The organism is Methylobacter arcticus, from assembly GCF_050917435.1.
GTDB classification, from domain to species: Bacteria; Pseudomonadota; Gammaproteobacteria; order Methylococcales; family Methylomonadaceae; genus Methylobacter_A; species Methylobacter_A titanis.
Genome location: NZ_CP159583.1, coordinates 330,423 through 344,309 on the forward strand (window position 1 = coordinate 330,423; position 13,887 = coordinate 344,309).

13 protein-coding genes are annotated in these 13,887 nt (G+C 46.9%); 10 read left to right on the plus strand and 3 right to left on the minus strand.

Going from position 1 to position 13,887, the window contains the following annotated elements; translation table 11 throughout:
* The first annotated feature begins 266 nt into the window (after positions 1 to 266).
* From ABXJ76_RS01615 to ABXJ76_RS01650, 8 genes are all read left to right on the plus strand, one after another.
* Complete coding sequence (locus ABXJ76_RS01615) at positions 267 to 1,622, plus strand: sialidase family protein (protein WP_432743479.1); 1,356 nt, start codon at positions 267 to 269, stop codon at positions 1,620 to 1,622.
* 74 nt (positions 1,623 to 1,696) lie between these two features.
* Entirely contained in the window at positions 1,697 to 3,382 is a 1,686-nt protein-coding gene (locus ABXJ76_RS01620; RefSeq protein ID WP_432743481.1) for an ATP-binding cassette domain-containing protein, read from the plus strand.
* 96 nt (positions 3,383 to 3,478) lie between these two features.
* The gene (locus ABXJ76_RS01625; RefSeq protein ID WP_432743483.1) at positions 3,479 to 4,135 is read left to right on the plus strand and encodes a VTT domain-containing protein; all 657 of its coding nucleotides are present in this window, start codon (positions 3,479 to 3,481) and stop codon (positions 4,133 to 4,135) included.
* A 121-nt stretch (positions 4,136 to 4,256) separates the two neighbouring features.
* On the plus strand, positions 4,257 to 5,051 hold the full coding sequence (locus ABXJ76_RS01630; protein ID WP_432743485.1) for an energy transducer TonB: 795 nt from the start codon (positions 4,257 to 4,259) through the stop codon (positions 5,049 to 5,051).
* Positions 5,052 to 5,188: 137 nt separating this feature from the next.
* Complete coding sequence (locus ABXJ76_RS01635; RefSeq protein ID WP_432743487.1) at positions 5,189 to 5,854, plus strand: MotA/TolQ/ExbB proton channel family protein; 666 nt, start codon at positions 5,189 to 5,191, stop codon at positions 5,852 to 5,854.
* A gap of 2 nt (positions 5,855 to 5,856) precedes the next feature.
* The gene (locus ABXJ76_RS01640; protein WP_031437543.1) at positions 5,857 to 6,267 is read left to right on the plus strand and encodes an ExbD/TolR family protein; all 411 of its coding nucleotides are present in this window, start codon (positions 5,857 to 5,859) and stop codon (positions 6,265 to 6,267) included.
* A 233-nt stretch (positions 6,268 to 6,500) separates the two neighbouring features.
* Positions 6,501 to 7,805, plus strand: a complete 1,305-nt coding sequence (locus ABXJ76_RS01645) for an SLC13 family permease (protein ID WP_432743489.1) — start codon at positions 6,501 to 6,503, stop codon at positions 7,803 to 7,805.
* 78 nt (positions 7,806 to 7,883) lie between these two features.
* Entirely contained in the window at positions 7,884 to 9,770 is a 1,887-nt protein-coding gene (locus ABXJ76_RS01650; RefSeq protein WP_432743491.1) for a potassium transporter Kup, read from the plus strand.
* A gap of 103 nt (positions 9,771 to 9,873) precedes the next feature.
* Here the strand turns inward: ABXJ76_RS01650 and ABXJ76_RS01655 are convergent, their stop codons facing one another.
* The gene (locus ABXJ76_RS01655; protein WP_340120701.1) at positions 9,874 to 10,389 is read right to left on the minus strand and encodes a hypothetical protein; all 516 of its coding nucleotides are present in this window, start codon (positions 10,387 to 10,389) and stop codon (positions 9,874 to 9,876) included.
* Positions 10,390 to 10,656: 267 nt separating this feature from the next.
* Between ABXJ76_RS01655 and ABXJ76_RS01660 the strand changes: the two genes are divergently transcribed.
* On the plus strand, positions 10,657 to 11,262 hold the full coding sequence (locus ABXJ76_RS01660) for a peroxiredoxin (RefSeq protein WP_432743493.1): 606 nt from the start codon (positions 10,657 to 10,659) through the stop codon (positions 11,260 to 11,262).
* A 116-nt stretch (positions 11,263 to 11,378) separates the two neighbouring features.
* Here the strand turns inward: ABXJ76_RS01660 and ABXJ76_RS01665 are convergent, their stop codons facing one another.
* Positions 11,379 to 12,164, minus strand: a complete 786-nt coding sequence (locus ABXJ76_RS01665) for a hypothetical protein (protein ID WP_432743495.1) — start codon at positions 12,162 to 12,164, stop codon at positions 11,379 to 11,381.
* Positions 12,165 to 12,173: 9 nt separating this feature from the next.
* Positions 12,174 to 13,043 (minus strand): Hsp33 family molecular chaperone HslO, encoded by an 870-nt coding sequence (gene hslO, locus ABXJ76_RS01670; protein ID WP_432743497.1) that lies wholly within the window; start codon positions 13,041 to 13,043, stop codon positions 12,174 to 12,176.
* An 87-nt stretch (positions 13,044 to 13,130) separates the two neighbouring features.
* On the opposite strand from hslO, the gene msrA reads away from it, so the two are divergent.
* Positions 13,131 to 13,760: a peptide-methionine (S)-S-oxide reductase MsrA gene (msrA, locus tag ABXJ76_RS01675; RefSeq protein ID WP_432743499.1), complete on the plus strand. Its 630-nt coding sequence runs from the start codon at positions 13,131 to 13,133 to the stop codon at positions 13,758 to 13,760.
* The last annotated feature ends 127 nt before the right edge of the window (positions 13,761 to 13,887 follow it).

Here is a 13,887-nt window from a genome sequence, read left to right on the forward strand (position 1 = left end):
TTGGTCCGCACCAGGATGTGCATCTTATCAATACAATGACAATAATTTTTGTAGGATGACTCTATGCCCTTCTTCCCACCATACAATTACTTTATTGGGTTGAAGTATAATTATTGATACGTTTATTTATAAAGTAAAAAGCAAAAACAAAAAGCCTGACTGTTATCAAGTCAGGCTTTACTGCATATGGGCTGAAAAGATATTACTTTTTTTTATCCTGATTTCTCTTTGATAATTCAGCTCGACTTTTTAATTCGGTGTAATCCATGAAATTCCTGATCTCTGTTCTGTTTTTTGCAACGCTGGCGGTCTCCGGCTGTGCATATGAAGCGACGATAAAATCCGCAGGTGCTGGCAAGCAGCATGCAGATCATCATTCTGTCGAGGCAAAAGGTGTCTGCGCCGATGCCAACGCGTTGCCTTCAAACCAATGCGCCAAAACCATAACGGCCACTTTTGACGGCAAGGGTGTGTTATGGATTGCCTGGGTAAACAATGAGTATCTTTATGTGCAGTCATCCGCCGATAAAGGCACAAGCTTTACGGCACCTGTTAGGGTGAATGCAAAACCGGAAGCGATTGCGGCTGATGGTGAAAGCCGTCCGAAAATCAAGCTGGATGCACAAGGTAATATTTATTTAACCTGGGTACTCACATTGGATAAAAAGCGCAGCACTTATGTGCGCTTTAGCCGGTCGACTGCCAGGGATGGCGGCCGAGACAGCTCCCGGCAGTCCTCGGCATTTTCTCCATCCATGGAGGTCAGAAGTGTCGTAATCGGTCAGGAATCGATGCGACCAAATGACGGCGGCAAACGTTTTTCGGAACCTGTCACGGTCAACGATAATATCGAGATAATAAGGCATCGCTTTGACAGTCTGGCTGTCGGCAAAAATGGCGAGATTTTTATCGCCTGGCTGGATGACCGCGATACCGAGGCGGCTAAAAAAGCCGGGCAGGATTTTAAGGGACTGTCCTTGTATTACGCTTGGTCTGACGATGGCGGCGAGCATTTTTATCCCAATAAAAGAATCGCCACCCATACCTGCGAATGCTGTCGATTGGATACCGCAATAGCGCCTGACAATACGCCGGTGGTCACTTGGCGGCATATTTTCGCAGGCGGTATGCGCGATCACGCGCTGGTCAAATTTAGCGATTGGAATACCCCCGGCGATACCCATCGTTTAGGTCAGGATAACTGGAAAATCGATGCCTGCCCGCATCACGGTCCCGGTTTGTCGATTGCCGATTCCGGTGTTTATCATGCGGTATGGTTCAGTAATTCACCGACCAATCAGGGCCTGTTTTATGCCTACTCGACCGATTCAGGGCGGCATTTTTCCACGCCGCTTAATTTCGGTAAAGAAGGCGCAGGCCATCCGCATGTGCTGGCTTTAGGCCCACGGGTCAATGTGGTTTGGCAGGAGTTTGACGGCACCCACAATGTTATCAAGCTGATCAAATCCGCCGACGACGGCAAAAGCTGGTCGATGCCTGAAGTGATTGCTCAAACCGCGCTGTCCGGCGATCAGCCCTTTCTGGTCAGCGATGGGCAGAAGATGTATCTTTCCTGGAAAACGCAGCAGCAGGATTATCAATTAAATCTTATTGATAAATAGGGCTTAATTTCCAATAATGAACTCATCAAAATAATTTTCGTGGATCAAATGATTTTTCCATGATCATCTAAAAATTGATTATATCTGCAAATAAACCCCTGCTTGAGGCCAGACAACTGGTGGTCAAGTATAAAAACCATCGCGCAATCGATGGACTCGATTTATCGGTTCCGGCCGGTTGCGTCTATGCCTTGCTGGGCGGCAATGGCGCCGGGAAGACCTCAACCATTAATACCTTTTTAGGCTTCAATCGGCCGACCGGCGGCAATGTCTTTATCGATGGCGAGTCTCCTGAGCAAAACCCGGCGGTGGTGCGCGCCAAGCTGGCCTATCTGCCGGAAAATGTGGCGTTGTATGAATACCTGAGCGGCGTGGAAAATCTGAGTTTTTTCTGTACGCTGGCTAATATCCGCCTATCCCGGCAGCGCGCGCACGATTTGCTGGCGAACACCGGCTTGCAAGGCGATGCTCACGACCGGCGCGTGTCGACTTACTCCAAGGGCATGCGCCAGAAAGTCGGTCTGGCTATCGCCTCGGCAAAACAGGCGAAAGTCATGCTGCTGGATGAGCCGACCTCCGGGCTCGATCCCAGTGCGGCCAATGATTTTGCCCAGCGCATACGGGCGGCCGCCGATCTGGGCATGGCGGTGCTGATGGCGCCCCGTGATCTGTTTAATGCCAAGCAGGTAGCCGACCGTATCGGCATCATGAAAGCCGGTCGTCTGGTTGAAGAGTTCGATGCGCACACCGTGGCGCATGATGAGCTGGAGCACAAATATCCGGCGCATGCGCGGGGCCTGCTCGATTTTGCAACTGTGCTGGCGTTGTTGTTGCCGTTGACCGTGATAGCGGTTAGTTACGGTTTGGTGCAGGAAGATCGGGAGCGGGGCGTGTGGCGTTTGGTTTGCGCGCAAATGGCCCAGCCTTGGCGGTTGGTATTTACTGCACTCGCGGTGCGCTGGGCGATGGTGCTGGTGCCTGTGGTCGCGGCATCGCTGCTTGCGTTTATACTCGATTCCGGTTCCACTGTTTACGCGGCAAGTTATTGGCTGGTTTTTGCCGGGCTGTTTACCGGGTTGTGGATTGCAATTGCCGGGCTGTTTTTGTTGCTGCCGGTTTCATCGGGTGCGGCGGCGGTAGGCTTGCTAGGCGTATGGCTGGTCACGACCTTTGCGCTGCCGGCGGGTTTGAGCTGGGCGGCAAACGGCGAGCAAGCCATGCCATCGCGGCTTGAGGCGATTGTCGATATTCGGCATATTCAGGCGCAAACGTCGACACAGCAAGCCGAATTGCTGTCGGCCTGGTATCGGGCGCATCCTGACATTCCTCCGGTAACAGAGCCTTCGCGCGAAATTGCCGGTCTGCCCGCCAATCTGGAACTTGATGGCAAGGTGCGGCCGCTGATGTATCGCTTCGATGAGGTTCGGAAAGCGCATTTTGAGTTTATGGAGCGATGGTCCGCACTGCCGCCAGGCTTGGCCGCTGTGTTGGCGGCCGACCGTCTGGCGGGTATCGATGCGCCCCGTTATGCCGAATACATTGACACGGTTAATCAATTTGAAGACCGGTGGCGGGCGTTTTTTGTTCCCGGAATCATGGCGCAGCAAGGCATACCGTCGTCGGATGATCAGCAACTGCCGGTAATGAAACCCTTGTCGACGGCTGAAACCGTGTGGACGGTCATATTGAGACAGTCGCTGAGCGGAATTTTGTTGCTACTGGCGCTGATAATTTTACGCAAGCAATTCGGAAGGCCGTAAAATACCGTTTAAAACCGATTGATAATAAATAGTCGTCAAGGTATGAAAACAATACTTTATGATGTCCCCACGTTAACGAGATAACAACTGACTTTTATGGAAATTATTTACTTTTTATTACACTTGCTCAAAGACCCGCTGACGACGCTGCAAGATTTTCTGGCGCATTACGAGATGCTCACTTATGCGATTTTGGTTGCGATAATTTTTGTCGAAACCGGCTTAATCGTCATGCCGCTGTTGCCCGGCGATTCTCTATTGTTTGCTGCGGGACTGTTGGCGTCATCGACCGGGAAACTGGATATTCAAATCATTATTCCGTTGCTGATTGGCGCGGCTTTGCTGGGCGATAATGTCAATCATTATGTCGGCAAGCATTTTAGTAAGTTCGTTAAATCCCGTGAGCAGATTTTGTTTTTTAAACGGGAATACATTACCCAAACCGAAGGGTTCTATGAAAAACACGGCGGGAAAGCCGTTATTATGGCCCGTTTCGTCCCGATCGTTCGCACGATTGCGCCTTTCGTAGCGGGTGCGGGCAGCATGAAATACTCAAAATACATTGTTTTTTGCATCATCGGCGCAACCTTATGGGTTACGAGCATCACCTTAACCGGGTATTTTCTCGGCTCGAATGAATGGGTCAAACACAATTTCGAGAAAATCGTTTTGGGTATTGTTTTTGTGTCGTTCATGCCGATGGTTTGGCAGTTTGCAAGGGTTAAATGGCTGAAACAGGCTCAATCTATTTAAAGTGTTTCATTTTCCGCAACGACTGCTGTGACCGTGCAGAGTAAAATACAGCTAAGACCTCGTTGTCCGGAATCTGAACATAGCAAACGCACAATCGATGTTTAAAAAGGTAATATCCTCTATGTTTTTATTTAACAGCCATGATGGCGGCGTGGCCGACCGGAATTTAACGCCTTCGGGTGACGAGGCGAGTCCGTTAGTGCAAAAAAAGCCATCATTATTTGCAGCCTTAACCGGCGAAGAACGCCCGCGCGTTATGGGTGGATTATTGTTGATTTTAGTGTTGCTGTTGCACGTATGGGCGGGGCTTTGGCTTTTAAAGCCAACCGAGAAACCCAAAACGCCATCGCTGATGGTGATGGAGGTCTCGCTGGTCTCTACGCCGAGTCAAAAAGCCGAAATTACACCGTCGGCGCCACCAAAACCGGTACCGCCAAAACCGGAACTGCCGAAAAAACAACCCGTCAAACAGCCGGTCAAGAAAAAAATGCCGGTGATTCCTAAGCAGGCGGAGCTACCAAAACCGCAGACTATTGCTGAAGAAAAGCCCGCGCCGTCCAATTCCGCGCCGACACCTTCAGTTTCAGCGCCACAAGCGGTCAGTCGGCCTGCTCCTGCTGTAGTCAGCAGCGAACCGAGAATCAGTACCGGCGTGATTCCATTGGAACGAATTCCTCCCAAGTATCCTGCGCGGGCGGCTAATCGTCATATCGAGGGCTGGGTTAAAGTCGAATTTACTATTACCACGAACGGTACCGTTGAAAATGCCGTGGTTGTTGAGGCGGAACCCGCCGAAATCTTTGACGAAGCTGCGTTGAAAGCGATTAATCAATGGATTTTCAAAGAAAAAATAGTTGACGGTGTTGCGGTTGAACAGCGCGCTGTTCAGACGTTGCAATTTAAATTAACACGATAATCGGTTTACGCTTTACGGACTTACATTGGACATACCGGGACTAATGTCCGCTACTGCCATGAGCTTTAAAAACAGCGATCAGTTCGATGATTGCACCCAAATTAATTTTATTTGAATAACTAAAAAAGGAGACCTTAATGCCCACTCATATTTCGCCGGAAGTTATTATCGACGGTACCTTATATACACTGCTGGCTTTCTCGGTGGTCACATGGACGGTGATTTTTTTCAAAATCTGGCAGTTCACCAAAAACAGTTTTTATAACCGGGCTTTTAACAAGGCATTTTGGGATGCGGCCAATCTGGAGCAGGCAAAAACCTTGCCTGTAGAGGTCGCCAGAGGGCCGCAAGCGCGGATTGCGCTGCAAGGTTTTGCATGGATGAACGAAAGTCAGCAGTCTGAGGGCCAGAGCCTTAAATATCGCGGCGTTCCGTCTGAATTACTGGAGCACTCGCTGCTCGTGCAAATGCAGCAAGAGCAACATGCAATGGAAAGCGGCCTGACCATGCTTGCGAGCATCGGCAGCACTGCGCCGTTCGTCGGTTTGTTCGGTACCGTTTTAGGCATCATGCACGCAATGCATCAGATCACTGAAAGCGGCTCGACCAGCCTGGATGTGGTAGCCGGCCCCATCGGCGACGCGTTGGTCGCTACGGCAATCGGTATCGCGGTCGCGGTGCCGGCGGTATTAGCCTATAACTTTTTCTTGCGCCGGGCCAAACAGCAACGTGCCGGATTGGAAAACTTTGTGGTCAGTTTTATGCACATCGCCTCAAGCGCGAATGCCAACGGTAAGGAATAGACATGGCCTTTAAACCGCAATCCGAAGACGAAGGAGCGATGAGCGACATTAACGTCACGCCGCTCGTCGATGTCATGCTGGTGCTGGTGATTATTTTATTGGTGACCGCGCCGTTACTCACGCAATCCGTGCATGTGACCTTGCCGAAAACCGCCGAGACCACCGCGGATATTAAAGAACAACCGTTACAGCTCGGTATCGATGCGCAGGGGGTTATAACGTTGAATAAGCTCCCAATCGCCGACCATGCCGCATTGGAGGCCGCATTGAAGGCCGAGCTTTTAAAAAATCCTGAAATCGGCCTGCATTTATATGCCGATCAGGATGTTGTTTATTCGAAGGTTGCCGAAGTCATGGCAACTGTGCAACATTCCGGGATTGCTAAAATAGCGTTCGTGACTGAGAAACAGTAGCCCCCCTTTTTTTGACATAAGCCACGAAGAAATACGCAAAATACATCACAAAAATTCGTATTCTTCGTGGTTTGTTAATGATTTATATGCACTCTGTTTACAAATTCATTCCTTGATTAAGGATGGCTTTCAGGTTAGGTTTAATTAATATATAGGAGGACGAATGTGTCGCCCCCACAAACTTGGTATTTATTACAATACTCAACTTTTAGATTTTTTGTAGAAAAACCCTTATGCCCACCTCTATCATTCCTTTTTCACCCGTTGGACTTATCGTACTGAGCGTATTCGTTATCGGCTTGGCGATGATCATCTTCGAAGTCCAGTTGGCGATGGACAAATTCAAGCCCGCTTTGATGATGATGTCCACGGTAGCTATCATTGGCATTTACTATTGGTTCAGCGGCGACGATCCTGAGCGATTCAAACCCTTGATTGCGATGCAGGCGGCAACCAAAGAATCACTATTCGGGTTGATCGCCTTTATGGCGTTTATGTGGATGATTGTTGAGATTCTCAACGAGCGCAACGTCTTTGCGGCCATGAACCAAGCGTTAATGAATAGGGGGCTAGGCGCGCGGGGCTTGTTCTGGGTGATGGGATTATTGAGCGCGTTGTTGAGTCCCTTCATCAGCAGCTTAACCACCACCATGATATTCGGTAAATCCATCAGCAATGTTTCAGCAAATCCGCGCTATACCCATCTGGTCTTGTGCAATACGATTATCTCGTCTAACAGCGGCGTTTGGTTTATCGGCACTTCGACCAGCTTGATGGTGATTTTGGCCGGTAAAGTGGCCATGACCGACTTGCTCATGTTATTTCCGGCAGCGATTTTCGGCTGGTTTCTGAGCGCCCTGGTGCTGGATCTGTTCTACCTGAAAAAACTCGACACCGACACACTGCTTAAACCCAGCACATCAGCGGAAGGTATCAAACCGGGCGGACTTAGCCTTGCCTTCGTTTGCGCGTTCGCCATCATCGGAGCCGTGATACTGAACATGGTGCTGCATGTTGATATTGAATTCGCGCTGGGCAGTGGTTTAGGTTTGGTGGTGATGTATATCTGGGTGTTAAAGACAAAATGGTGCAGTATCGAGATTAACCTGGACGTTCAGTTACAGAAGGTGGAATGGGCTACTTTAATGTACTACATCGGCATTATCACCGGCATGGCGGCCCTCAATCATGTCGGCTGGCTGTCTTATGTGCGCCAGTTGTACGAAACGCTACCGCCGACTTGGGTGAATTTTATCTTAGGCATGGTATCCAGCTGTATCGACAATAACTTGCTCGAAGCGGCGGCGATTATGGCGAATCCCAACTTAGGCGTCGATCAATGGATGCTGAACGCGATGATGGTAGGCATCGGCGGCAGTTTGACGGTGGTGGGTTCATCGGCCGGCGTTATGGCTATGTCCATTGACAAAAGCTATACTTTCGCCACCCACTTACGTTTTCTGCCGGCAGTTCTGGCTAACTTCCTCGGTTCTTTTGGATTCTGGTATTTGCAATTCGAGGTTCTTCACTGGGTTTAGGGTTTAACGCCACGTTAATACAGGATGAGACAACCCCGTTGATTTTTTGTTATTTTTTCACCCCATGCAATATTTATTATGTCGACAAGCTCACAGGGCCATTCCAAACAACAAGTAACCGTTTTAGCGCTAAGTGCAATTGGTGTTGTATTTGGTGATATTGGCACCAGCCCCTTATACGCTGTTAAGGAAATTTTCGGCAGTCATTTGCCGATTGATAAACCCCATGTGCTGGGTGTGCTATCGCTGATTTTTTGGGCGTTAACCTTGGTTGTAGCAATCAAATACGCGACTTTTATTATGCGCGTTAATAACAAAGGTGAGGGCGGCATCATGGCGCTAATGACGTTTGCACTGCAAAGCGCTAAGGATAATCCGAAAAAAACACGCTTTATCATCACTATTGGTTTGCTCGGTGCCGCCTTGTTTTACGGCGACGGCATTATTACCCCTGCAATTTCAGTATTAAGCGCAGTCGAAGGCTTGCAAATCGTTGCGCCGTCCTTAGCTCATTACATCTTGCCGATTACCATTGCGGTGCTCTTCGCGCTTTTTATTTTGCAGGCTAAAGGCACTGGGACTGTCGGCAAAATGTTTTCGCCGATCATGTGTCTTTGGTTTGTTACTTTGGGCGGTCTTGGTATAAATAATATTATCAATGCTCCTGCCGTATTGGCAGCAGTTAACCCTTATTACGCGATTCATTTATTGATTGAATTGGGATGGCATAGTTTTTTAATTATGGGGGCGGTGGTATTGGCGATAACCGGTGCTGAGGCGCTTTATGCCGACATGGGGCATTTCGGCCTGAAACCCATCCGTTATGCCTGGTTCAGCTTTGTTTTTCCTGCCTTGTTACTCAACTATTTTGGACAAGGCGCGTTACTGCTTGAGCATCCAGAGGCGGTGAAAAATCCCTTCTATTTGCTGGCGCCGACCTGGGCGATGTATCCGCTATTATTTTTGGCGACCTTGGCATCGGTTATTGCCTCTCAAGCGGTCATATCCGGTGCATTCTCGGTTACAAGACAAGCCATACAACTGGGATACTGCCCACGCATGAATATTTTGCACACTTCGGGGCAGGAAGTTGGGCAAGTGTATATTCCTGCAATCAATTGGTTATTGATGGTTTCCGTATTTGTAGTGGTATTGAGTTTTCAATCTTCCTCGGCACTCGCTTCGGCTTATGGCATTGCCGTTACCGGGACCATGATTGTCGATACTGTTTTGGTGTTTATTGTCATTAATGAACTTTGGCAATGGAAAAAATCAGCCAGTATTACCTTTTTGACAACCTTTCTAACCGTAGATTTTTTGTTTCTTTCTTCTAACAGTTTAAAAATACCCACTGGGGGCTGGTTGCCTTTGGTTATTGGAACCGTGCTGTTTTTAATGATGACCACCTGGATTAAAGGTCGTGCCTTGTTGGCGGAATATATGGATGAGAGGCGGATGCTATTTGAGGACTTGGAAGATAAGATAATAAGTCATCAGGCGGTAACCGTTAAAGGTTCAGCCATTTATCTGGCTAAAAGCGTGCATGGTGTACCGCAGGTGTTTTTACACAATTTCGAGCATAACCATGTACTGCATGAACAGATCATTGTATTAACCATTGTCACCAAAGATGAGCCCTACGTTGATGTGGCGCACCGAATCAAAATTCGCGCATTTGGCAAAGATAACAATTTTTACCGGGTTAAGCTTTACTATGGTTTTCAGCAAAGTCCTGATGTGCGGCAAGCTTTAGAGCAATGCGCTCAAGAAGGGTTAATCATCGATTACAAGCAGACGTCGTTTTTTATCGGTAGTGAGCGACTCTCTTTTCGGAAAAAAAGTCCTATGGCTAAATGGCGTCGACCCTTGTTCCGGTTTTTATTCCACAATGCCTCAAGCGCGATAGAGTTTTTCAAAATCCCCGTCGAGCGCGTCATTGAACTGGGTATCCGCATCGAACTTTAGCAGCATTGAACGAACGGAAATCCCGCTATTTACCGGAAGCATGCGGGGGATGTTTTCACAAAAGGCTGATGGATCGGCCATGCCTCTAACACGAAATCTTTGCTTATATCGCTACTGCGTTCAAATTTTCGTCTTCATACAAGCGTAGTTTTTTCCATCCGGCAAATTTGCTGTCATAAAACTCAAGGTCGTTATCGATTGAATGCTCATAGCAACTTCTGAACAGCTTGGCCGTACGAAATGCATGCAACTCGTCGTCCGCCGTGACTTTATCGACATTACCCACCTGAAAAGTTTTATTTCTGGATTTGCAATTACTGACCCAAAAAACGGTATAGCAAAGATAACTTTTATCTTTACGATGATCATACTTGATGGTTCTGGACACGCCCGTGACGCCAGTAGTCGTTTTATTTTTGGGCGGTTTAAGAAACCGGGTCTTGCTGCCCTTTAACACGGTCAGCATCTGGTCGCGCCAAGTAATCGCTGCCTTTAAAGACTTGCCTTTATTGCCCCATAATTTATGTGAAAAATAACGGCTGCTTTCTTTGCCGCGCCTTACGATGCGTACCTGAAAACCGAACACATCAGGTTCGGTAATATGTTTATTTTTTGCCATGATAGAACCTCATCAAACGAATAAGCTATGTGAATTTAACAGCCATGTTAGGCCGACTAGCTTTCAAAACCCCCGTATAGGGTAAATCTTTGGAGATATTGTAAGCTATTGACGACAAATTATGGATAAAATTAAAATTAAATCAAGCTCAAAATAACAACACGCTCCAATTCCCGACTAATTTGATGTACAATTTCAGCAAGCCATTGCTTTCAATGGCTAACATCAAGTTAACAGTCTTTTTTTACTATTTATTGGAGATAATCAATGAGCGTATTAGTCGGTAAACAAGCACCTGATTTTACAGTTCCTGCCGTTCTTGGCGATGGTCAAATAGTTGATTCATTTAGTTTTTCTGAGGCGACTAGCGGAAAATATGCGGTAGTATTTTTTTACCCATTAGACTTCACTTTTGTTTGTCCAAGTGAATTGATCGCTTTAGATCATCGTATTGATGAATTCAAAAGCCGTAATGTTGAAGTGATTTCCGTGTCTATAGACTCTCACTTTACTCACAACGCATGGCGTAATACCCCTATTAATAAAGGCGGCATAGGTCCTGTTCGTTACACTATGGCTGCAGATATATCGCATGCTATTTGTAAGGATTATGATGTTGAAGCGAATGGCCCAGCCGTTGCTTATCGCGGTACTTTCCTGATCGATCGCTCAGGAATGGTTCGGCATCAGGTTGTTAACGATTTGCCTTTAGGTCGTGATATGGATGAATTGTTGCGCATGATTGATGCCTTACAATTCCACGAAGAACACGGCGAAGTGTGCCCAGCCGGCTGGAAAAAAGGCGATTCAGGCATGAATGCAAACCCTGTCGGTGTTGCAGAATATCTGGATAAAAATGCCGATAAGCTGTAATTTATAGCTGATCATTAGTGCGTGGCCTTAACACCGCTGCGTATTGTAAAAATAAGGCTTAGGCATTTATTGCCTAAGCCTTTTTTATGGTTAATCGGAAAGTTCATTGATATAGTTTATTCCGGTTTGTTTTGTGCGACATCCTGTGACTCATCCAGAAACTTTCGATAATTAATTGAAACCTTAAGCCCTGCAAAACGCCCTGCCATTCTAACCAGTTCCTGGGTTTTTTTATCAAAGGTAATTTTAACCTCGTTTAAGGCGCGATCCTCATAACCTTCTTCTATATGGTTGGTTTCCAGCAGAAAACGGTAAATATATACTTCCTGCTCCGCTTCATCTTTGATTTCAAAAGGCTCGCCCAACTGCGCAAGAACAGCCGGTTTTTTGGGCAAATCTGCGGAAATTTTTTCCAGTAATGCCGGGTTGGCTTTGAGTTGTTGTTTTTCCTTATCAATCTCGGCACCGCCAATAGAGCGTAAAGAAATCTCTAAAAATTTGGGCGGGGCAATCGCCAAAAAAAGTGAAGAAAACGACCAGGCAATTAATCTATTTTCTTTATTGAAATTTAAAGCAGAATAAAATTTCACTTCCGGTTTGATCAGTTCATTGTTACCGTCAACCTTACGAAACCAGTAGCGCCAGCGTCTGCCGTCCGTCGTTGGGTCGTCTTGGCTGGCATAAAGTTTGGACAAGGAAACAAAGTCTTTACTGTAAAGAATAGGATGTTTGAAGCGCAAGGTAAATTCATCATTGGCCTCGACGGAAAAGTTGCGATCGAATTCATCCATTTGCAAGTAGACTTGATACGCCCGAATCCAGTACATGCAACCGGATAATGAAGCTGTCAGTGTCAGCAAAAAAACAAGGCGAAGACTTCGTTTAATTATTCCGGTTTTCATAGGATTGTTTCAATGTCGTGTTTCGGAGGTATTAACATGACTTTGCTGTGACAGGATATTCTCGACATCAATTTTATCAAAGCGGTATTGTTCACTGCAGAATTCGCAGTTGACTTCAATAATGTCCTGTTCCTTTAGAATGTCCTCCAGTTCAGTCCGGCCCATAGCGAATAATGTTTTCTCGATGTTTGGCCGTGAACAGGCACAGCTAAATTCAACGGGCTCTGGGTCAAACAATCTGACTTTTTCTTCATTGAATAATCGGTACAGCAGCTGCTCACAATCCAGATCGAACAATTCTTGTTCAGTGACTGTGTTTGCCAGTATTTCGATGTGCTCCCAATCAGCCTCATGATTTTCCTGTGTCGGCAGTTCCTGCAATAATAATCCTACCGCATGAGTTGCATTGGCAAATAGCCATAAGCGAGTCTTAAGTTGCTCGGATTGCTCAAAATAGGTTTGCACGACAGCGGCTAAATTGCTGCCCCGGAGAGGCACGATGCCCTGATAAGGCTGACCATTTTCCGATTCTATGGTTAATACCAGTCGCCCTTGGCCGAACATGGTTTCTAAGGAGCCTTCGGCTACGTTTTCCTTGCCTCGCACTAAACCTCTTATTTTCCGCTGATCCGTCGCCTGAGCAACCAAGGTTTTAATGTCACCGTCGCCTTGGGCCTGAAGAATCATCGAGCCTGTAAACTTGACCGTAGCCGATAACATGACTACGGCCGCAAGTGCCTGTCCCAACTGCTGTTGCACGTTTTCAGAGCCGCGCTGATGAAATTTTGCCGCTTGCCAACTGTGGGTTAATTTGACCCATTCCCCGCGAACGCCCAGTTCTTCAAATAAAAAACGGCGTAATAAATCCTGCTCTATCATGTTTCTTCCGTTAAAAAGTAGTGCATTTTATGACATCAGGATCATAATGATCCTTGCCTAAATCGTCTTATAAAAATACCACAGCCCATGATCTTTTCATCAAAAAAATTGACTTTACCCGACTCTAAAGAGGCTTTACCGGGACGGAGTACGCCCATGCTGGTTACAAACAGGCATTTTGTAACAGGCAACCCGATAGTTCCGCCATTTCCGGAAAACCTGGAGCAGGCACTGTTTGGCATGGGTTGCTTCTGGGGAGCGGAGCGAAAATTCTGGCAATGTCGCAGTGTGTTTAGCATAGCAGTCGGTTATATCGGCGGCTGCACGCCTAATCCGACGTATGAGGAATTATGCACCGGTTTAACCGGGCATAATGAAGTTGTCAAAGTCATTTATGATCCGGCTGTTGTTTCATACGGTGAATTACTTCGGCTTTTTTGGGAGTCCCACAACCCCACGCAAGGTATGAGACAAGGCAATGACATCGGTACGCAATATCGATCCGGGATTTATACCTATTCTCAGCAACAACTCGAGGAAGCGCTAGCGTCAAAACAAAGCTATCAGCTACAACTCAGTCAAGCAGGTTTTAAATCAATAACCACCGAGATTATGACCGCAAGCGAATTTTATTATGCCGAGGATTACCATCAGCAATATCTGGCCAAGAATCCTATGGGTTACTGCGGTTTAGGGGGATTAGGTGTGGATTTCTGATACGAAGGACAAAAAAAAGGCGGTTTTATAAAAACCGCCTTGGAATATCTTTAGGATGAATATAACGCAACTTCCCAGCTATGGAGCTCTACAAGAGCTTTAAAAGTTAGGTTAATAATAGCAATAA